23 protein-coding genes are annotated in these 18,258 nt (G+C 59.0%); 17 read left to right on the top strand and 6 right to left on the bottom strand.

Annotated features, from left to right (window positions below; genetic code table 11):
* Positions 1-4: 4 nt before the first annotated feature.
* The 8 genes from BM269_RS12100 to BM269_RS12065 all read left to right on the top strand — a co-directional run bounded on the left by BM269_RS12100 (position 5) and on the right by BM269_RS12065 (position 7,835).
* Complete coding sequence (locus BM269_RS12100; protein ID WP_090437278.1) at positions 5-622, top strand: 3-keto-disaccharide hydrolase; 618 nt, start codon at positions 5-7, stop codon at positions 620-622.
* A gap of 67 nt (positions 623-689) precedes the next feature.
* The gene (locus BM269_RS12095) at positions 690-2,831 is read left to right on the top strand and encodes a DUF3141 domain-containing protein (RefSeq protein ID WP_090437277.1); all 2,142 of its coding nucleotides are present in this window, start codon (positions 690-692) and stop codon (positions 2,829-2,831) included.
* Positions 2,832-2,943: 112 nt separating this feature from the next.
* Entirely contained in the window at positions 2,944-3,939 is a 996-nt protein-coding gene (gene dusA / locus BM269_RS12090; RefSeq protein ID WP_090437276.1) for a tRNA dihydrouridine(20/20a) synthase DusA, read from the top strand.
* 338 nt (positions 3,940-4,277) lie between these two features.
* Complete coding sequence (locus BM269_RS12085) at positions 4,278-6,008, top strand: methyl-accepting chemotaxis protein (protein WP_211482686.1); 1,731 nt, start codon at positions 4,278-4,280, stop codon at positions 6,006-6,008.
* 52 nt (positions 6,009-6,060) lie between these two features.
* On the top strand, positions 6,061-6,393 hold the full coding sequence (locus BM269_RS12080) for an energy transducer TonB (RefSeq protein ID WP_090437274.1): 333 nt from the start codon (positions 6,061-6,063) through the stop codon (positions 6,391-6,393).
* A 35-nt stretch (positions 6,394-6,428) separates the two neighbouring features.
* A complete protein-coding gene (locus tag BM269_RS12075; protein ID WP_090437502.1) occupies positions 6,429-6,761 on the top strand; it encodes an energy transducer TonB in 333 nt (110 codons plus the stop codon).
* Positions 6,762-6,896: 135 nt separating this feature from the next.
* Positions 6,897-7,406, top strand: coding sequence for a hypothetical protein (locus BM269_RS12070; protein WP_090437273.1), 510 nt, complete (start codon positions 6,897-6,899; stop codon positions 7,404-7,406).
* 81 nt (positions 7,407-7,487) lie between these two features.
* Positions 7,488-7,835, top strand: a complete 348-nt coding sequence (locus BM269_RS12065) for a hypothetical protein (RefSeq protein WP_090437272.1) — start codon at positions 7,488-7,490, stop codon at positions 7,833-7,835.
* Between the two features lie 214 nt (positions 7,836-8,049).
* Here BM269_RS12065 and BM269_RS12060 read toward each other — a convergent pair whose 3' ends face one another.
* From BM269_RS12060 to BM269_RS12035, 6 genes are all read right to left on the bottom strand, one after another.
* Complete coding sequence (locus BM269_RS12060; protein ID WP_229204618.1) at positions 8,050-8,490, bottom strand: hypothetical protein; 441 nt, start codon at positions 8,488-8,490, stop codon at positions 8,050-8,052.
* A gap of 79 nt (positions 8,491-8,569) precedes the next feature.
* A complete protein-coding gene (locus BM269_RS12055) occupies positions 8,570-9,274 on the bottom strand; it encodes an NIPSNAP family protein (protein ID WP_090437270.1) in 705 nt (234 codons plus the stop codon).
* A 30-nt stretch (positions 9,275-9,304) separates the two neighbouring features.
* Positions 9,305-10,627: an adenylosuccinate synthetase gene (locus BM269_RS12050; RefSeq protein WP_229204617.1), complete on the bottom strand. Its 1,323-nt coding sequence runs from the start codon at positions 10,625-10,627 to the stop codon at positions 9,305-9,307.
* Positions 10,620-11,597: a VWA domain-containing protein gene (locus BM269_RS12045; protein WP_229204616.1), complete on the bottom strand. Its 978-nt coding sequence runs from the start codon at positions 11,595-11,597 to the stop codon at positions 10,620-10,622. Before BM269_RS12045 ends, BM269_RS12050 begins: the two co-directional genes overlap by 8 nt.
* A 19-nt stretch (positions 11,598-11,616) precedes the next feature.
* A complete protein-coding gene (locus BM269_RS12040; RefSeq protein WP_229204615.1) occupies positions 11,617-12,501 on the bottom strand; it encodes a serine/threonine-protein kinase in 885 nt (294 codons plus the stop codon).
* 97 nt (positions 12,502-12,598) lie between these two features.
* Entirely contained in the window at positions 12,599-13,471 is an 873-nt protein-coding gene (locus tag BM269_RS12035; protein ID WP_090437268.1) for an NAD(P)-dependent oxidoreductase, read from the bottom strand.
* Positions 13,472-13,585: 114 nt separating this feature from the next.
* Here BM269_RS12035 and BM269_RS12030 point away from each other — a divergent pair, with 114 nt between their 5' ends.
* The 9 genes from BM269_RS12030 (at position 13,586) to BM269_RS12000 (ending at position 17,990) form a co-directional block, all read left to right on the top strand.
* Positions 13,586-13,912 (top strand): winged helix-turn-helix transcriptional regulator, encoded by a 327-nt coding sequence (locus tag BM269_RS12030; RefSeq protein WP_090437267.1) that lies wholly within the window; start codon positions 13,586-13,588, stop codon positions 13,910-13,912.
* Positions 13,913-14,341: 429 nt separating this feature from the next.
* Entirely contained in the window at positions 14,342-14,950 is a 609-nt protein-coding gene (locus tag BM269_RS12025; protein WP_090437266.1) for a TonB C-terminal domain-containing protein, read from the top strand.
* Positions 14,951-15,080: 130 nt separating this feature from the next.
* Positions 15,081-15,548 carry a hypothetical protein gene (locus BM269_RS12020; protein ID WP_090437265.1) on the top strand — a complete coding sequence of 156 codons (468 nt, stop codon included), beginning with the start codon at positions 15,081-15,083 and terminating at the stop codon, positions 15,546-15,548.
* A gap of 151 nt (positions 15,549-15,699) precedes the next feature.
* Positions 15,700-15,996, top strand: coding sequence for a hypothetical protein (locus BM269_RS12015; RefSeq protein WP_090437264.1), 297 nt, complete (start codon positions 15,700-15,702; stop codon positions 15,994-15,996).
* A gap of 63 nt (positions 15,997-16,059) precedes the next feature.
* Entirely contained in the window at positions 16,060-16,305 is a 246-nt protein-coding gene (locus tag BM269_RS12010; RefSeq protein WP_090437500.1) for a hypothetical protein, read from the top strand.
* A 55-nt stretch (positions 16,306-16,360) separates the two neighbouring features.
* On the top strand, positions 16,361-16,831 hold the full coding sequence (locus BM269_RS12005; RefSeq protein WP_090437263.1) for a hypothetical protein: 471 nt from the start codon (positions 16,361-16,363) through the stop codon (positions 16,829-16,831).
* Positions 16,832-16,877: 46 nt separating this feature from the next.
* The gene (locus tag BM269_RS29045) at positions 16,878-17,219 is read left to right on the top strand and encodes a hypothetical protein (RefSeq protein ID WP_139232723.1); all 342 of its coding nucleotides are present in this window, start codon (positions 16,878-16,880) and stop codon (positions 17,217-17,219) included.
* Between the two features lie 50 nt (positions 17,220-17,269).
* Positions 17,270-17,554 carry a hypothetical protein gene (locus BM269_RS29450; protein WP_170860357.1) on the top strand — a complete coding sequence of 95 codons (285 nt, stop codon included), beginning with the start codon at positions 17,270-17,272 and terminating at the stop codon, positions 17,552-17,554.
* A gap of 91 nt (positions 17,555-17,645) precedes the next feature.
* Positions 17,646-17,990, top strand: a complete 345-nt coding sequence (locus BM269_RS12000; protein WP_090437262.1) for a hypothetical protein — start codon at positions 17,646-17,648, stop codon at positions 17,988-17,990.
* Positions 17,991-18,258 lie beyond the last annotated feature (268 nt).

Raw genomic sequence — 18,258 nt, 5'->3', positions numbered from 1 at the left:
CCAAATGATCAAGCGATTCCTCCTTGCCACGGCGTGGTTGGCGGCGGCCGGCGGCGCAGTGGCGGGCGACATGTTCAGCGACTTGCGCGGCTGGGAGCTGCGCAGCGACCCTGCTGCGGGCATTGCCAGCGTCATCGGCGTGCGTGCGGATGGTGTGATCGCGGTGAGCGGCGCGCCTTCGGGATATTTCGCGACCACGGCAAGCTATGGCAATTACCGCCTGCACGTGGAGTGGCGCTGGCCGGGGAAGGCGGGCAATGCAGGCGTGCTGCTGCACATCAGCGACGGACCGATGGACCGCGTCTGGCCTGTGAGCTTGCAAGTGCAGACCAAGTCCGGCAACGCGGGCGACTTGCTGCCGATGGCAGGTGCGAAGTTTGCCGAGCCGCTGACCGGCGACAAGCCACCGGTGAGGGCGCGCGTTGCCGCCAGCTCCGAGCGGCCGGCAGGCGAGTGGAATAGCGCCGATATCGTCTCGCGCGATGGCGTCATCGAGGTCACGATGAACGGTGTGGCGCAGAATCGCGTGAGCGGTGCGGCGCCCCGCGAAGGGCGCATCGGCTTCCAGCTTGAAGGCACGCCATACGAATTACGCCATGTGGAATTGACGCCCCAGGAGTGAAGCACGCCGGCCACATGGGCGTGGTAACCTGTATGTCCCAAGCAGGATATCGACGAGGAGAACCCGCATGGCCGAACCTAGCAACCTGGCCGCCCAGGCCGTGGAATATTGGACCGACGCCTGGCAGCGCTCGATCCTGTTCATGGACGTGCTGTATCGCCGCGGCACCGAGCGCAATGCGCGCGAGCGCGAGACCGCGCCCCACGTGCTCAATTTCGAATTCGAGACGGTTATCGATGGCCGCACGCTTCCGCGGCCGGTAAATTATTCCCTGATGCGCATCATCCCGCCGCAAGGTGTGGAGATCGACGAGACCAAGCGGCCCTTTATCGTGGTCGATCCGCGTGCCGGGCATGGTCCGGGGATCGGCGGCATGAAGCAAGACAGCGAAATCGGCGTGGTCCTGAAGGCCGGCAATCCGTGCTACTTCATCGGCTTCCTGCCCGCGCCGGTGCCGGGACAGACCATTGAAGACGTCTGCCATGCGGAAGCCCAGTTCATCGAGCAGGTAGCCTACCTGCACCCGCAGGCCGAAGGCAAGCCGGCCCTGATCGGCAATTGCCAGGCAGGCTGGCAGATCATGATGACGGCGGCGCTGCATCCAGAGCTGGCCGGCCCACTGGTGCTGGCTGGCGCGCCGTTGTCGTATTGGGCCGGCGTGCGCGGCAAGAACCCCTTGCGCTACCTGGGCGGCCTGACCGGCGGCACCTGGATGACGTCGCTGGCGGGCGATCTTGGCAACGGCAAATTCGACGGCGCCCACCTGGTCAGCAACTTCGAGAACATGAATCCCGCCAATACCTATTGGAAGAAGGGCTACCATGTATATGCCAACGTCGACACCGAGGAAAAGCGCTTCCTCGAATTCGAACGCTGGTGGGGCAACCCGGTGTTGCTGAACGCGGAGGAAATCCAGTTCATCACCGACAACCTGTTTGTCGGCAATCGACTGAGCAACGGCACCATCCACGACACGGCCGGACGCCGCATCGACTTGCGCAATATCCGCTCGCCGATCGTGGTGTTCTGCTCCTGGGGCGACGACATCACGCCGCCGCAGCAGGCCCTGGGCTGGCTGCTGGATTTGTATGAGGACGATGCGGCACTGGTGGCGGGCGGCCAGACGGTGGTGTACACGCTGCACGAGTCGATCGGACACCTGGGGATCTTCGTATCGGCATCGGTCGCCAACAAGGAACACGATGAATTCACCCGTTCGATGGACTTGATCGACGTGCTGCCGCCCGGCTTGTATGAAGCGGTGTTCATCGATAAGACAGGCGAGGGCGTGCACAGCCCCGAACTGGCGGACGGCAACTACGTGGTGCGCTTCGAACGGCGCGACCTGAACGAATTGCGCGCGCTGGGCGGCAACGACGATGAAGACGAGCGCCGCTTCGCCGCGGTGGCGCGGCTGTCCGAAATCAACCAGGGCCTGTATCGCACGTTTGTCAGCCCGATGATTCAGGCCGCGACCAACGAGCAGTCGGCAGAGTGGATGCGGCGCATGCATCCCTACCGCATGCGCTATGAGCTGTTCTCCGACATGAATCCTTTCCTGAGCGGGATCAGTGCCCTGGCCGGGCAGGTGAGGGAGCAGCGCAAGCCCGTGGCGACGGATAACATCTTTCTGAAGATGCAGGAGGCGGCCTCCGAGCAGATCGTGGCGGTGCTGGACCAATACCAGGTGATGCGCGACCAGGCCGTGGAGCAGTTCTTCCTGTCCGCCTATGGCCATCCATTGCTGCAGACGCTGGTGGGCTTGCGTGCCGATTCGGCCAATATCCGCCGCCGCATCGGGCGCGACATTGCACGCGAATCGGTGGTGGCAGCGCGCCGCACGGAAGCGGCCAAGCGGCTGGCCAGTGGCGGCGAGCGCGAGGCGGTGGTGCGCTCGATCCTGTACATCGCCCGCAGCCCGGAAGTGCGCGTTGCCGACGAGCGCGCGTTTGGCGTCCTGCGCGAACTGCGCGCGCTGCTGCCGGCCAAGGAACGCATATCGCTGGCGCGCTTCAAGGAGGTAGTGCAGGAGCAGAACATGATCTTGCAACTGGATGAAGAGCGCGCCATGTCGGCGTTGCCAAAGCTGCTGGCCGACGTCGACCGCAAGCGCGCGCTGGACGGTATCCGCCAAATCATGACCGCCTCCGGCGCCCTGTCAGGCGAAGCAGCCCGCCGCCTGTCCCGCGTCGAAGAACTCTTCGCTTGAAAGTCGGGGTCAGCTCTGGCAACCGGACATTTTGCGAAGCAAAATGTCCGGTTGCCAGAGCTGACCCCGACTTTCGATATAATATGCGGCTCTTTTTGTTGACCTTTGCATTATGACCACCTCGATCGCCCCCAAGCCTTCCCGCCGCCTGTCCGTGGCGCCGATGATGGATTGGACCGACCGCCATTGCCGCCATTTCCATCGCCTGATCTCGCAGTACACCTGGCTGTACACGGAGATGGTGACGACCGGTGCGCTGGTGTATGGCGATGTGGAGCGCCACCTGCGCTTCAATGAGGAGGAGCATCCGGTGGCGCTGCAGCTTGGCGGCTCCGATCCGAAGGATCTTGCCATTGCCGCCAAACTGGGCGAGAAGTGGGGCTACGATGAGATCAACCTCAATTGCGGTTGTCCGTCGCCGCGCGTGCAGAAGGGGGCTTTCGGTGCCTGCCTGATGACCGAGCCGGAACTGGTGCGCGATTGCGTCAAGTCGATGAAGGATGCGGTCGCTATCGAAGTCACCGTCAAGCACCGTATCGGCATCGACCATGAGGAAAGCTACGACTTCGTACGCGATTTCGTCGGCACCGTGGCGGAAGCCGGCTGCACGACCTTTGTGGTGCATGCCCGTAACGCTATCCTGAAGGGCCTGTCGCCGAAGGAGAACCGTGAAATCCCGCCGCTGAAGTACGAGTACGCCTACCAGCTGAAAAAGGATTTTCCTGAATTCGAGATCCTGATCAACGGCGGCATCAAGACCCTGGAAGAAATCGATACCCACCTGCAGCACGTGGACGGCGTCATGCTGGGCCGCGAGGCCTACCACAACCCTTACATGATGGCTGCCTTCGACCAGCGCTACTATGGCGCGACCGCAGAGCCGCGCAGCCGTGAGCAGGTGCTGGAGGCCATGGTGCCTTATATCGAAGAGCAGCTGGCGAAAGACGGCGGCAAGGGCTTGAAAATCAACACCATCACCCGCCATATGCTGGGCCTGGCGCAGGGCTTGAAGGGCGCTCGCCAGTTCCGCCAAACCCTGTCCGATGCCAAGCAGCTGGCCGCCGGCGATCCCCGCATTTTGCTTGAGGCTTACAGCCGAACCAAGTAAACACAAGTTGTCCTGCGCATTCACTTCCGATCCGCGCTGCTGCTGAGCTCTTTCCCCGAAGAAAGTTCAATTGCCCACACTTTAGGCAAAATTTGCTTGCCGTGTGGAAACCCCAGGTCTATAATTTCCCTGATTCACACTGCAATTTGCGGTTCCGAGTGGTTCTATTGGGATGAAATACGACAGGTTTCATCCCACGGCGAGAGCGGTCTTTGCATTCGCAGTCATAGTTTGCTACTGTCGCTACTTGCGTAGCAGCAAGGGTCAGTGGATGCGGTAAATGTTTCACTATGGCATCCTTTGGGCAGTTAACAACACTTCTATAATTAAGAGCCGAAATGAATTTGAGTAAAATGAAAGTAGGGGCCCGCCTCGGCCTCGGTTTTTTCCTGGTACTGGCGTTTCTCGTCATTATCACCATCGTCGGCATCTGGCGCATGGCTCAGATTCAGGACCGCCTGGATCATGTAGTGAGTGTGAATGCAGTCGCTACCCGCCTGGTGGTCGACATGCGCAACAACGTTGAAAACGTCAGCGACCTGAAGATCCTGACCCTGATGTCCGAGCCTTCCGACATGGAGCCGGAACTGGCGCGCATCAACAAGGAACTGAAGGACTACCAGGATGCCGACGCCAAGCTGAGCGCCGTGTACGCCAAGGATGCCACCCCGGAAGAAAAGTCACTGCTGTCGCAAGTGAAGGCGCAGGAAGCCCTGGTGCTGCCGGCCGTGAAGAAGGCATCCGAACTGTGGCTGGCCAACGATGCCCTGGCCGCGACCAAGATCTACCTGAAAGAAATCAAGCCGGCGCAGAAGAAGTGGACCGAAGCGCTGGGCCAACTGGCTTCGCTGGAAGACAAGATCAACGAAGAAATGAAAGTGGAAGCCGCTGAAGGCTTCTCCTCCGCACGCCTGTTCATGATCGTGGCCGGCCTGGCCGCCGTGGTGGTGTCGATCTTCGCAGCCTGGGTGATCACCCGCGGCCTGCTGAAGCAACTGGGCGGCGAGCCTGACTACACCGCATCGATTGCTGGCGCCATCGCCAACGGCGACCTGTCGGTAAGCATCGACACCTCGTCCACCGACAAGGATTCGCTGCTGGTCGAAATCAAGGAAATGCGCGACAGCCTGGTGGACATCGTCGGCCAGGTGCGCCAGGGCACCGAGACCATCGGCACCGCATCCCGCGAAATCGCTGCCGGCAATATCGACCTGTCGTCGCGTACCGAAATGCAGGCTTCGAACTTGGAGAAAACCGCTTCCGCGATGGAAGAACTGACCTCCACCGTGAAGCAGAACGCCGACAATGCCCGCGAAGCCAACCAGCTGGCGGCGTCGGCATCCGACGTGGCGTTGAAAGGCGGCCAGGTTGTATCGCAAGTGGTCGAGACCATGAGCTCGATCAATGCTTCCGCCAACAAGATCGTCGACATCATCGGCGTGATCGACGGCATCGCCTTCCAGACCAACATCCTGGCGCTGAACGCTGCGGTTGAAGCGGCGCGTGCCGGTGAGCAGGGCCGCGGCTTCGCGGTGGTGGCATCGGAAGTGCGTAACCTTGCCCAGCGTTCCGCCGGCGCCGCGAAAGAGATCAAGTCCCTGATCGGCGACTCCGTCGAGAAGGTGGAGCGCGGCTCGAAACTGGTGGGCCAGGCTGGCGTGACCATGGACGAAGTGGTGGCCTCCGTCCGCCGCGTGACCGACATCATGAGCGAAATCGCCAGCGCCTCGCAGGAACAGAGCGCCGGCATCGAGCAGGTGAACCAGTCCATCATCGAGATGGATGCCATGACCCAGCAGAATGCTGCGCTGGTTGAAGAAGCTGCCGCCGCTGCGCAGTCGCTGCAAGACCAGGCCGGCGAGTTGTCGCGCGTGGTGTCGATCTTCAAGCTGGACGCTGAAACCGAATATGCGTTGACCGCCGCCAAGCCGGCAGTCACCCAGACCGCTGTTGCCATCGTACCGAAGGCGCCGGCAAAACGCGCGGCCGCTGCCAAGCCGGCCGCTGCACCAGCGCCTAGGAAAGTTGTCGCGGCCACTGCCGGCAGCGACGAGTGGGAAGAGTTTTAATTAATCGGGTACAGACCCGCAGTTTTTCATAATTTTTTGATTGGGATTTGAAATGAACAAGCGTCTGATTGGTTTTATCGCAGCATCCATCGTTTCCGCCTCCGCATTCGCGGCTGAAACCCCGGCAGTATTCGATGCCAAGAACTGCAAGGCTGAATACCCGAAGGCTTCCCTGATGAATGAAGAGCAAGGCCAGGTCACCATGTCCTTCCTGGTTTCGGCTTCCGGCGAAGTGATGGATTCCAAAGTGGATAAATCCAGCGGCTTCAAGAACCTGGACAAGGCTGCCGTCAAGGCCATCACCGGCTGCAAATTCAAGCCAGGCACCAAGGACGGCGCGGTAGCCCAGACCTGGACCAAGGTCGACTACGTCTGGTCCCTGTAATTCATTTCTATCTCATTCAGTAGGGGAACATCATGATGACCAAGTTGAGTGTTATGGCTGTAGCGCTCGCAATGGGCGCCTCGGCCTTCGCGGCTGAAGTACCGGCATCGTTCGATGCCAAGAATTGCAAGGCTGAGTATCCTAAAGCGTCCCTGATGAATGAAGAGCAGGGCACCGTGAGCATGTCCTTCCTGGTGGCCGCCAACGGCGAGGTCAAGGATTCCAAGCTGGACAAGTCGTCCGGCTTCAAGAACCTGGACAAGGCTGCATTGAAGGCGCTGAGCGCTTGCAAATTCAAGCCTGGCACCAAGGATGGCGCACCGGCCGAGACCTGGACCAAGGTGGACTACGCCTGGAAACTGGACTGACCTGGTATCCCCGTACAAGAAAAACGGCCCCTCGCGGGCCGTTTTTTGTTAATCTGCGGGTATCACGTCTGGGTAGCCCGTATGAAAGTTCTGTTTCTCATTCCACTAGCCGGCATTTTGCTATCCGGTTGTGCCATGTGGCGCAACCCGAATGATCCGGCACGCAACAAGCAGTACGTTGTTGTCGTTAATTCGATGACATGGCCGAACGCGAACAGCGGCAAGCTGGACGGTACCCGCACCGCCTGGCAGCTCCAGGAATTAAGCAATAACGAGGAAATCTTCCCGCTGGCCCAGCTCAAGCAATGTCCGGATGCCTTGCCGTGCGCCTGGGGCGTGCTGCTGGCCTCGCGCAACGTCACGCGCTACACCTACGAACCGGGCGGCGTCACGCTCGACCTGGCGCTGAATGTGGACGTCCACCGCCGCCAGCAGAGCCGCCGGCGCAATTTCCATACCTCCATCGCGGTGCCGGCCGACGTGCCGGCCCTGAGCTACCAGCACGTGCTGCAGGAAACGGTTTCCCTGCCATATGGCAAGGTGTACCGGGTCGATATGGATTATGGGATCACGTACCAGCTATGCGCCCAGCGCGTCGATGCAGCGGGCAAACCGGTCGACAAATGCGATATTCCGTATATTTGAGTTGCCCACGGTAAGCATTTGTAAAAGCGGCGACATGCGCCCGATTTTTCCCTATAGTTGAATCCTGGGAAGGAGAATGCCATGAAAACCTTGATGATCTTGCCGGTGCTGGCCCTGGGCCTGGCCGGTTGCGCCACCCAACAGCCGGTGCGCTATGCCTCCAGCAATCCATACGAATGGCGGACGGTGTCGGTGACGCCGGTGCCGAGCGGTACCGCTGCGCGCTCGGGGGCGCCGGTGACCTATTCGAGCGAGCCGGTGTATGTTGAACAGCAGCCTGTGTATGCGGCACCGCAACCGGTGTACGTGGCGCCGGCGCCTTACTATGCGCCTGCGCCGGTCTACGCGTATCCGCCGGTGACAATCGGCTTCGATTTCCTGTTCACGAGTCGCCACCGTCACGGCTACCGCGGCGGCCGTCGCTGGTAATCAGTGGAAGAAGAGGGGGATGTGCGACAGCACGTCCGCCGAGCACAGCAGCCAAGTTGCGGTGGCCACCAGGCTGAGCAGCGCAGCGCTGCTGGCAAATGGATGGTGGGACATGGAATGCTCCTGCCTAAGTATGTAATCTCATCTTAATCAAGAGCAAACAAAAAAGGCATCGGAGAGTCGCCGATGCCTTTGTAGGACTATTGCTCGTCCGCTATTTTTTACCCCAAAGTACCACCGCCGCTTCCGGTGCCGTATCCAGGGCGTTGGACAGGTTCAGCCAGTCATTCAGGCGATCCGGCTCTTTCAGCGTAATGCCGGCGCCATCGATGTAGCCAACCTGTTCCAGGAACTTGGCATCCATCTTTGCTTTCGACACGGTCGGCGCCACGGCGACCATGCGGTCGTAGGCCTTGCGCGCCTTGTTCTCCCATTTGTGCAGGGCGGAGTCGTCGAAGCGGTTGGCTTCAAAGTAGATCGTCAGCGAACCGTCCGGGTTGCCGAAGCCGACAATGCCTGCGCCCTTGCGGATGTTCTCGGAACCCGCGAGGTCGAACAGGTCGGTGGGGACGAACACACCAGCGCGGCCACCAACCGTGGGCAGGCCTACCGGGGTGTCTTTGCTGTACGTGGATAGATCTTTCAACTCAGACATGACTTCTTTCATGTGCGCAATGTTTCTCTGAGTGGTTATTTTATCTCCAAAACAAATGCTGTAGCACAACGGCTGTGGTTTATATTTTTGTGTTGTAACGCAGTCGCGAACGATGGGTTGGGCGCAGCAGGATGCGTTCGGGCGGCTCGTGCAACAGGTCGCGCGCGGCGTCAGTGAGTGCTTCCAACGGCGCTGGCGGGCTGCCAGGTGGGGCAATGCCGAGCCAGACCAGGTGCGGGCCGTCGCCGCGTACCGGCAGCTGCGGGAAGTTGTTCGGCATGTCGAGCGTGACGAGGATGCCGGCGTCGCGCCAGCCGGCTTTGTTCCATGCAGCGAAGGCCGGCTCGGCCAGCTCGACGAATCGGTCCAGTTGTCCGGGCTTCACGGTGCAGAGGATGGCGACGGCTTCTCCCTGCGCACCGTCCGGTTCCATCACCGGATCGACGGCTGGCATGACCGGCACGCCGCTGCCGGGCCGCAAGGGGCGCAGTAGGAGGACGTTGTCGCTGTCGGTCATCAGGCCGTTCAGCGTGGCCTTGTGCTCGCGCCATACCGGGCCGTAGTAGAAGGCGGCGTTGGCTACCGCGCGCTGCTCCCAACTGGTGAAGCCGCGCATCCAGAGGAAACTGTTCGGATTGCCGCGCTCCGTGAACTGGCCCAGCGCCAGCGCGCCCAGTTGCTGGAAGGCTTCCGGGAACAGGGTTTCGAAATAGCGTGAGAACGCTGCCTGCCCGCCTTCTACAGTGGTGTAGCGGCGGAATTCAATGACTGGGTAGGTATCCATGCCGCCAGCTTAGGCGGCAATGCGGTCGGATCACGCCCTATATCCAGGAGGGGACGCAACATCGCGCCAGGTCGGGCCGCGCGAGCCGAGGATGACTGGCAGGTTTGCGATGGCTTGCAGTTCGTGGATGAATGCGTCGGCGTTGGCGATGGCTGTGGCCGCGTAATGTGGGTTTGCGGCGTTGAGCAGCTCGCACAGTGCCGCCGTGTGCGACAAATCCGGGCTGCCTGCTAGCGGCAGATCGCGGACTTCGCGGCCGTGAACTTTGTAGCTGTGGGCCCAGCGCAGGCGGGCCCCGCTGTCGAAGGCGTCCAAGTGACTGACCAGCAGGCCGTCAATGCGGCCAGCGGCGGCTAATGCGTAGCGCAGCAGCACCGCGTCCGGATGGCCGCGGCGGAAGCGGCCTTGCCATCCGCTGTCGGCGTTATGCGGTTCCCCCAACCCATCGAGGGTCTGGTCTTCGGTCGGCATCGGGCCTTGGCCGTGGCGCGTGAGGTAGCTGCGCATGGCGCCGAGATGCGTCACGCGCTCGGACAGGCCATATCCAGCCAGTGCGGCATCTGAGGCGGCGGGCCCGGTGCTGCTCCACGTCGTATGCGGGTGAAAGCCGTGCCATTCGTCGAGCAGCATGCCCTGCGCGCCTTCCATCACGATGCAGCCAGGGCGCGCCAGCTGCGCGGCGATTTGGTCGGGCGTTGAGGGCGGTACTTTGGCAATGAGGCGTTGCGCGTGCTCGAGCCACAGCAGGCCAAAACCGGCATCGTCCAGGATGGCTGCATCTTGCGGATTCAGCGCCAGCGCACTTTCCGGCAGCGCAGCGCGCAGGCTATGGCGCATGGTTTCCAGCTTGTCGCGGACGTGCGAGGGATACAGCAGGTCGGCATAGCGGAGTGCCTGATCGGGATAGGCCAGCGCGTGGCTTACCGTTTCGCCGAAACCTACGCCGCAGCTTCCGTGTGCAGCGGCGCCACGCGCGCGTTCGCGCAGGCGGCCGGCAGCTTCGTGGTAGGGCGTGGTGACGAGGCAGCGTGCATCGATGAACAGGCGATCCAGCGCGTCGCTGACGCCTGCGCGACGCAGGTACGCTTCCTCGACCAACAGGGCAGTGGGGTGAACCACCACCGGCGCCGACAGGACGGTCGCGACGCCGGGATTGAACGTGCCGGCGCCGAATTGCGAGAAAGTGTGATGGCGGCCGTCAGGCAGGACCACGTTGTGTCCCGCTTGCGCGCCGCCATTGAAGCGCACGACGGTGTGCGCCGACTTCGCGCGGCAAAGATAGTCCGTGAACAAGCCTTTGCCGCAGTCACCGAAGGCGAGCCCGATGACCGATACGATCCTGCCCTCAACCAAACAGACGTCTCCACCATGGACGTTCGCCGATCGCCACCGCTGGCGACGACACCGGAATATCGTGCGCCGTGCCCTTATCCAGCAGGGCCGCATACGGACGCAGGCTGCGCACGATGGCGGAAACGCGGCCGCCATCGATCCCTTCGCCGGACAGCACGCCAGGCAAGGCATCCAGCTTCGGCAAGGCACCTTCGGTCAGCGCAACGATGGAAGCGGCAACGGCGCAGGCATCTTGCGGATCTTCCATGCAGATCACGTGGTCGCCCAGCAGCTCGCGCCAGCGCGCTTCGCAACGCTGGCGGCGATGCAGGTCAGGGATCAGGAAGAACAGGTGGAAGGTTTCGGAAGCGGCGGCGATCACTTCTTCGATCGGCAAATCCTGGTCCAGGCGGTCGCCAACCAGGGCTTCAATCTGGTGGCGTGATATCGCAGGGTAGGGCAGCTCATCGCCGGTCACGAACAGGTAGCCTTTCTTGCGGCGCTTGGCCCAGCAATCGAGGTCCGTGTGCTGTGCTGCCATGTAGAAGGCCAGTTCATAGCTCTCTTCGCCCGAGCCGCCGCCACCGCCTTCGATGTAGCTCCAGGTGAGCCACTGGTCCATCAGTTCCGCAGTCGATTCGAACTGGCCCACCTGCAGCGGCGCGTTGTCCGAAACGGCGTCGCCGATCGCCATGAACTGGATTTGCGGATCGGCGACGCCGCATGCCATCAGCAGGCGCATGAACGTCGGCAGCTCCTTGGTCGCCAGCTGCTGCGGGATATCGCCCATCGAGCCGGTGACGTCGAGCGCGAAGACGATGCCCAACGAATTCGGGTGATCTGCATTGTCGCGCGACTCGCGCATCTTGATGCCCTTTGGGTTCATCAGCGGATGGCAGTTACGTTGCTGGAATACTTCGGTACGCGACGCGGATGCCCGGTCGGCGACCAGGGCGGCGTGTGCTGAGAAGGAGTAGTTACCGTGTCCCATTTTGCTCCTCTGGATACGATTAAGGTGTTGGGTGGAAGTGAACGAAGCGTGGCGGGCCGAATGCGGCTTCTGCCGCGCGCGTGACTGCATGGTGCAGGCCCGAGGCGCAATGCGACCGCAGCCAGTGCCCATCCGAGCAGGCGCGGTGCAAGACTTCCGCCAGCGGTGCAGGGACCGATGCAGGAATTGCCGGAGCATCGTCACCGCTGCTTTGGCCAGCCAGCAGGGCGCGCATGCTCCAGGCCGATTGCAGCAGGTCGAGCGACTGGTCGGCAAGTCGTTTTGCACCCGACCAGCCCACCAGGAAGACGCCATGGTCGCTCGGGTGTACCAGCAAGTGTTCCAGGCTTACCCTGCCGTGGATCCAGCCGACGGTGTGTGCATGCGCCAGTACTTCGAGCAAGCGGCGCCACATCCAGACCACGTGGCGCGCATCGAGCCCGCTGCCGTAATGACGGTGTACTTCGGCCAGGCTGCCCCAGTAGCCCGGTGGGTGGCGCAGCACGAGTATTGAGCCGCCGTTGCCGTCCGGGCCCAGTGCGATGGATTCCGGCAGGCGCTGAGAAAAATAGGCGGAGCCGGGAATCTCGGCTGCCTGAAGCTGGCGAAGGACATCGTGCTCGCGCTCCAGCTTTGCAGCGTCGGCGTATTTGAGTACCACGTGCTCACCCAGTCGCCCGCAGCGCCGCGCCAGTACGACGCGCGAGCCGCTCCCCTGGTACAACTGGCGGATGATGCGGTAGCGCCGTTCGCCGCAGCGGGCATCCTGGCCGGCAGGATCGTTCTGGAAACGCTGCAGTGCCTCATGGAAGCGGGCGATGTCGACGACTGATTCGGAGCGAGTGACAGTGGCGGTGCAATACGGGCACACGATGGTGCGCCATATCGCCTGGCGCGGTAGCACCCCGCCACATTGCGGGCAATTCAAAGACTGGAAGTCCACACGGGTCCCGGAAGGTTTTCTGAAATAATTATATTTCAGGAATGCAAAATTACCAACCTCAGGATGTTGCGTCGATCACCTTCACCAGTGCTGCCAGCTCTTCCCCGGCCAAGCCCTTTGCCACGGCGCGTTCCAGCAATTGCGCGATGACAGCCGGCAGTGCATCGTCGAGGCCTGCCTCGCGCATTGCGCCATCAATGCGGCGCGTGGCGTCGACCGAGATTGACAGCGGGCTTTGCGAGATGGCGAAATCGCCGCTGTCGATCACCTTGGCTTCATGCTGGAGGAATTCGCCGAAGGAAGGCGACATGGCGTGCACGATCTCGCCGTAGCGCTTCAGGTCCAGGCCTTCGCGCTGCGCCAGTGCCGCACCTTGCAGGAATCCGGCCGTGGCGCCGTACACGAAGGACAGCGTCGCCAGGTCCATGGTGGGTGCGGCCGAGGCGCTTTCGCCAAGCCATGCCACGTTGCCGCCAAAGGTTGCCAGCACGGCGTTGGCGCCATCGACCGCGTTGCGCGGGCCGGACAGCAAGATGGTGGTATCCGGCTTGCCCATCTGTTCCGGTGCGACCTGGATGGCGCCGGAAAGGTAGGCCACGCCGTGTGCGCGCGCCACCTCGGAAGCCGCCGCAGCTTCCTGCGGGCTGAAGGTGGTGAACTGCAGCAGCGCCTTGCCTTCAAGCGCATGCCAAACCCCTTGCTGCGAAAGGATCTCCATCGCCGCTGCGTGATCATGCACGCACATCACGACGAATTGTGCGCGGGCTGCCGCATCCGCAGGCGACGCGGCAAGGCGCGCGCTGGCTTCGACCAAGGCAGTGGCCTTGCCGGGAGAGCGGTTCCAAACATGCACCTCAAAGCCAGCGTCGAGCAAAAGCTGGGCGAGGGTTGAGCCCATCTGGCCTAGGCCAATGACAGCAATGCTTTTCATTTTCAAACTCCTTTATGTGGGTGGGAGTTGCTGTATCTTGGGGTACCATAAGCCTCGGCAAGTACCTACTTTTTTGTGTGGTACTTCCCATTTGGTAAGTTTTGTGGAGATTCAATGGCTGCGAGCAAACCTTATAACTGCGGTATCGGCCCGGCCTTCGAAGTCATTGGCGGCAAATGGAAGGCGCTAATCCTGTATGAACTGCAGGCAGGGCCGGTGCGACCGGGCGGCTTGCGCCGGGTGCTGGGCGACATTACGGAGAAGATGCTGATTCAGCAACTGCGGGAAATGGAAGCCGATGGCATCGTACGGCGCGAAGTATTCCCCGAGGTGCCGCCACGTGTCGAGTATTCGACGACTGAACTGGGCGCGGAGCTGAATGCTGCGCTGGGACCGGTCGCGCGCTGGGGCGAGAAGTACGCGCAAACAAAAAAGGCCTGATAGCGAACTATCAGGCCTTCTTCATGAATTCTGTGGGGTGGCTGATGGGGCTCGAACCCACGACAACAGGAATCACAAGCCAAGCTTCGACGCCGAATTCCATCAAACAATTCAAGCGCTTACTGAAATATCTTTCCAATCGGAATAGGGATTTCGTCACGGAAAAATGCGGGCTACAGGTGCCTCATTGGAAAATTTAGCTCAACTGGACTATCCTTGTCGGTAACGTTGACCAGTCGCCGGAATTTGCTGTGGCGTAGCGCCCTGACCTTGAACGTTTGTCCGAGAGCCCAACGGCCGGCGAGCAAATGGAGGGGTTATCCGCACAAGCTGAGGAAATCCTACAATGCTAAACACGCCTGCCGTTTGCGGCCAGTAGCCGCCGCTGACTGCCGCTAACGGGGCGGTAAATGTTCAAATTGATGGTGTATGAAAAAGCAAAAAGTCTCTCTCGTATTTTTACTTCTATATGGCACGTTGGTGTGCCTCCCTGTTCTGGCGCAAGAACAGCAATCTGACCGCAATGCAGAATTGAGCTTGCGTAAAAAGGAACTGGAAGATATAAGGAAAGAGGTATGCGATCAACTCGCGGCCATGCCTCGAACGCATTACCTAAGCTCCAATAGCAACAGGATCTTCCGCGACTATGCACAAAATTTCGACAAGCGTCTTAACGCAAAGCTGGATGAGTCACCAACCTCTCAATCTGGATTCGTTACGTTTTTAGTCACGATTTCGTCGAATGGGGACCTTGCGAAATTAGATGTCGCCAATTCTAGCGGCTCCGAAGATATGCCAGAATTGGTTAAACGCTTGATCCAATCAAATGCGCCCTTCCCGAAATTTTCGCCAAAGATGGCAAGTTCTGCAGACGAACTATTTTTTGTTCGCACAGTTCAATCGAAAGGCTTCCATATTCCTCGCACTTTGCATCAATCGGTAAGTGCAGAGGAGGTTCGAGAATCAATCGAACGGGTGAAGGAGCTTACTGAACGACACGAGAAGCTATATAAGGAAACCTGCGTATCGCGAAATTGAAGCCTTTGGATTCTTTGCTAAAAGAAGGCAGTTCAGTGGGCGGGACCAGCTCGACCGTAGAGAGGCCGGCGGTAACCTGCCATCTCCAGACGGTGTGTTTTGATTAGAATTAATAAATTATTGCACACGAATGTCGCGTTCAAAGAATCGAAGGTTTTGGCTGGTCTCAGTTCTAGCCGCAGTAGGTGGTATCGCAATTGCGATTGGTGAAGAGCGCGGAATTATCCAAGGTAATTTCGTCTTAAAGGTGCTCGGAGTTCTGGGGGCAGCATATTTCTTGGCCGGCGCCGTGATTATTCCATACCTTAAATTGAGAATGCTTCAAGGTGGATTTCGACTTTACACTCCAAGCGTGACTTTTGACATTCGGTGGGAGTGCGTTACTGAAATCTCCGTATTCAAGGAAGATGGAGCGCTTGAGTGGTTGATCAAGACGACGCAAAGCGACAGTGTCTTTATTTGCGATGACGAGCATCTGTATCGGAATCGCCTACGAAAGGGAGCTATCGCCCATCTGAATGGCTTCAGCGACGCCTTGTTCCAGGTAGCTGTTGAAAGTCCTGCTGACGGCGCCTGGATTTGTTTCAAGGTTCCATAAGACATCGCTAATAAAGCGAACTTCCGCAAAGGGGCGGGACCACGTCCTGGGTGACAAAGTGTGAGCCTTTCAGGCAAGCAAGATGCTACCCTATGTGACATCGGTCGCGTCCCGGCCACCAGCGGACTCTCAATAAATGGACTTGGAATCTATGCACAACATCGTTGCTGACATCACCTTTTCTGATGATGTGCCTGAACCCAAAGTCAAAGGGGTAAGGAGTGGATACGCTCCTCATCACAAGTTTTCTGAGGTTGATTGGCTTGCCAGCGGTTTCCATGAATACCAGGATGAGATTCTGCATTTCCCTGGGGAGACTATCGAAGCGAAAATTCGCTTTGTAAGCTGGGAACACCTGCGCGATTTCGTCAAGCCGGGGGTGAGTTTCGAAGTCCGGGAGCTGCATCGGGTTGTCGGCACCGGACTCGTAAAAGAAGTAAGCGGCTGAGACTCAATACGGCCAAGACCAGTCGTCGCGGGGGTTTTTGAAGCATCAGAAGGATCAATGTTCGTGGGAACTGAGTACAAAATTAAGTTTGCAATGCCGCCGGATTTCAATCCGTCAGCATTGCTCAGAAAGTTGCCGAGTCCAATTGAACGCCTTGCCATGGTTGAGATTTACAACTACGCGGTTGAATCGGACGGATTCTATTTTGTCGATCACCTGGTGAACCGGGAGGTTGCCTCGGTGGCGCTGCGCTTGTTCATTGACGAGGCTCTCACCTATTCGGCATCGATCCAGATCATCGAACCATAAATGCTTGAGACGTGCAGTAACGGCCAACTGCAGACGCATTCTGGTGCAAACTTCTATGAGACTGACGAGATACTTCCAAATCCATTTGATCGCCTTGAGTGGCTTTCTGCTAATGAGCGTTTCGCAGGCAGCTCCTTCGGTCAGCTATTTCCCTGCCCAAGATTTGGGCCAGTTCCTTGCGCAGGAATTTGACGTGGCCACCATTCGAAGCTCATTAGGGCCACGTCGTATGCCGACGCAGCGCACGTTTCTAAGCCTCGGACTTAAACCGAGCAAGGTTAGTAATGATTCCTTGGTGTTCCTAAGCCAAGGGGATTGGCTCTACGAATTGCACGTGATTGGACGAAGAGACGTCAATGGCGACGGAGTCGAGGATTTGGAAGTTTGCTTCATAGATCGGGCCTTAAATGGCGGAAGCTATAACACTTCGACGGGGCTGCTTATCACCCGATACTCGAAGGATAGTTATGCAGTTGCGTTAAACTTCGGTCTTAGTAATGGTGTGTGTGAAGAGTACGCCAAATAGACAACGGCAAACGGCCAGAACCTGCCGTTTAGTTTTCATACGAAGAATGAATACAAGACCACTTTCAGTGAACGAAGCCCTAAGCAGGCTTGATGAACTCCGCGACAGCGATGTGGAAATCGAAGGCATTTTGCACTTCGATTTCGAAGATGTTGCGATTTACCATTTTCCTGTGGCTGAACGAGCAGATGGATATGATTCTTCAATCTGGCTTGAAGTTGGAAGTGGCAGTTTGGCCTTTGACCCGAAGGTTTGCGCCCGGCTAAATGGCAAGCGAGTGTCAGTGCGCGGAAACCTATTGAGTCCTGAAGCTGGGTTCGACGGATGTGGGCACATGAGTCTTTGGCCTGCTACTTTGCTTGCTAGGACGTTGGATCAAAAGCCTTAACAGGCCGAATGCGGCCGAAGCCGACGGACGTGATACGTTTGAACGAAAACATGAGCAGCAATCAGCAAGTCAATGAGGCACTTGAAAATTTCTCCGAGTGGGCCAGGCCGTGGACTTATGTTCGTGAAACGTTAGCTGCAAAAGGGCTTACGGGACAAAATGCCGCTCGTGTTGAGGAGGTTTGGCAGGAGGCCAACTCTTCTACCCATTGGATTCAGCCGAGCTTTGAGTCCGGCGCGGAATTGGCAAGCGCAGCATTGAGGACAAGGTATTCTTGGCTTAGTGAAGCCGCGATTAGTAATTTAGTTCGGGGTGCTTCCTATATGTGGAAGTAGTGCTAACGGCCAAATGCGGACGTTGAACCTTGTATACAATACTGTTCAAGGTCAGTAAATTCAAACGTTAATCCCTTTACCAACAAGCGCCATGCTGTCGATCCGAATTGATCAGTTTGAGTTCGAGGATCCTGGAAGCGAGGAGTCACTCGAAATCGACGTCTCTCGCCGGTCCAAATTTCCGCACCCCGATGTGGGCGCATTTGTCGAAGCCGCTATCGGCGTTCAAGCTGCCTCCACACTGTCCGAGCCGAGCCCTTTCTGCCGCTATTCCGGCAGGCGTCAGGCCAGCGAGTACATCAAGCGCTTCGCTCACATTGATATCCCGCTCCACGTTGACTGGCCTACGTATATCCTTTCGACATGGGACCAAATTCACCTGGTCATTTGCAGTCCCGAGCAGTTCATTCGCTACCAATGGTCAACAAGCGCGTGAAGGGCTTGGACAATGCGAGCGCTCTCGAAGCAGGAGGGGAACCGTGACCGCGCACAATCGGCCAAAAGCTGCCGTTGCGTCCTCAGCGTCCCTCCCCAGTTGGTTGCAAATATGTCAAAATCGATGCGTGCCAGGTCGCTGCGACTTTTGTCGATTTTGTTAAGCTGTATGGAAACGCAGTGAATCCTAAAGAAGCCCCGCCGGTGAAGGGTTTCCTTAGTCAATGACAAGGGATGTTATATCGCAGACGCCCAAGTTAACTCGGTAT

It is taken from the genome of Duganella sp. CF458 (assembly GCF_900113115.1).
Lineage (GTDB): Bacteria > Pseudomonadota > Gammaproteobacteria > Burkholderiales > Burkholderiaceae_D > Rugamonas.
This window is presented reverse-complemented; position numbering and strand designations above follow the sequence as displayed.

Coding starts and splice junctions, on each gene's coding strand:
- BM269_RS12000 (WP_090437262.1), top strand. CDS start 17,646: ATGCTGTCGATCCGAATTGATCAGTTTGAGTTCGAGGATCCTGGAAGC.
- BM269_RS12035 (WP_090437268.1), bottom strand. CDS start 13,471: ATGAAAAGCATTGCTGTCATTGGCCTAGGCCAGATGGGCTCAACCCTC.
- BM269_RS12080 (WP_090437274.1), top strand. CDS start 6,061: ATGAACAAGCGTCTGATTGGTTTTATCGCAGCATCCATCGTTTCCGCC.
- BM269_RS12045 (WP_229204616.1), bottom strand. CDS start 11,597: ATGGGACACGGTAACTACTCCTTCTCAGCACACGCCGCCCTGGTCGCC.
- BM269_RS12015 (WP_090437264.1), top strand. CDS start 15,700: ATGCACAACATCGTTGCTGACATCACCTTTTCTGATGATGTGCCTGAA.
- BM269_RS12085 (WP_211482686.1), top strand. CDS start 4,278: ATGAATTTGAGTAAAATGAAAGTAGGGGCCCGCCTCGGCCTCGGTTTT.
- BM269_RS12025 (WP_090437266.1), top strand. CDS start 14,342: ATGAAAAAGCAAAAAGTCTCTCTCGTATTTTTACTTCTATATGGCACG.
- BM269_RS12095 (WP_090437277.1), top strand. CDS start 690: ATGGCCGAACCTAGCAACCTGGCCGCCCAGGCCGTGGAATATTGGACC.
- BM269_RS12005 (WP_090437263.1), top strand. CDS start 16,361: ATGAGACTGACGAGATACTTCCAAATCCATTTGATCGCCTTGAGTGGC.
- BM269_RS12070 (WP_090437273.1), top strand. CDS start 6,897: ATGTGGCGCAACCCGAATGATCCGGCACGCAACAAGCAGTACGTTGTT.
- BM269_RS29450 (WP_170860357.1), top strand. CDS start 17,270: ATGAGCAGCAATCAGCAAGTCAATGAGGCACTTGAAAATTTCTCCGAG.
- BM269_RS12030 (WP_090437267.1), top strand. CDS start 13,586: ATGGCTGCGAGCAAACCTTATAACTGCGGTATCGGCCCGGCCTTCGAA.
- BM269_RS12020 (WP_090437265.1), top strand. CDS start 15,081: ATGTCGCGTTCAAAGAATCGAAGGTTTTGGCTGGTCTCAGTTCTAGCC.
- BM269_RS12060 (WP_229204618.1), bottom strand. CDS start 8,490: ATGTCTGAGTTGAAAGATCTATCCACGTACAGCAAAGACACCCCGGTA.
- BM269_RS12055 (WP_090437270.1), bottom strand. CDS start 9,274: ATGGATACCTACCCAGTCATTGAATTCCGCCGCTACACCACTGTAGAA.
- dusA (WP_090437276.1), top strand. CDS start 2,944: ATGACCACCTCGATCGCCCCCAAGCCTTCCCGCCGCCTGTCCGTGGCG.
- BM269_RS29045 (WP_139232723.1), top strand. CDS start 16,878: ATGAATACAAGACCACTTTCAGTGAACGAAGCCCTAAGCAGGCTTGAT.
- BM269_RS12075 (WP_090437502.1), top strand. CDS start 6,429: ATGACCAAGTTGAGTGTTATGGCTGTAGCGCTCGCAATGGGCGCCTCG.
- BM269_RS12065 (WP_090437272.1), top strand. CDS start 7,488: ATGAAAACCTTGATGATCTTGCCGGTGCTGGCCCTGGGCCTGGCCGGT.
- BM269_RS12100 (WP_090437278.1), top strand. CDS start 5: ATGATCAAGCGATTCCTCCTTGCCACGGCGTGGTTGGCGGCGGCCGGC.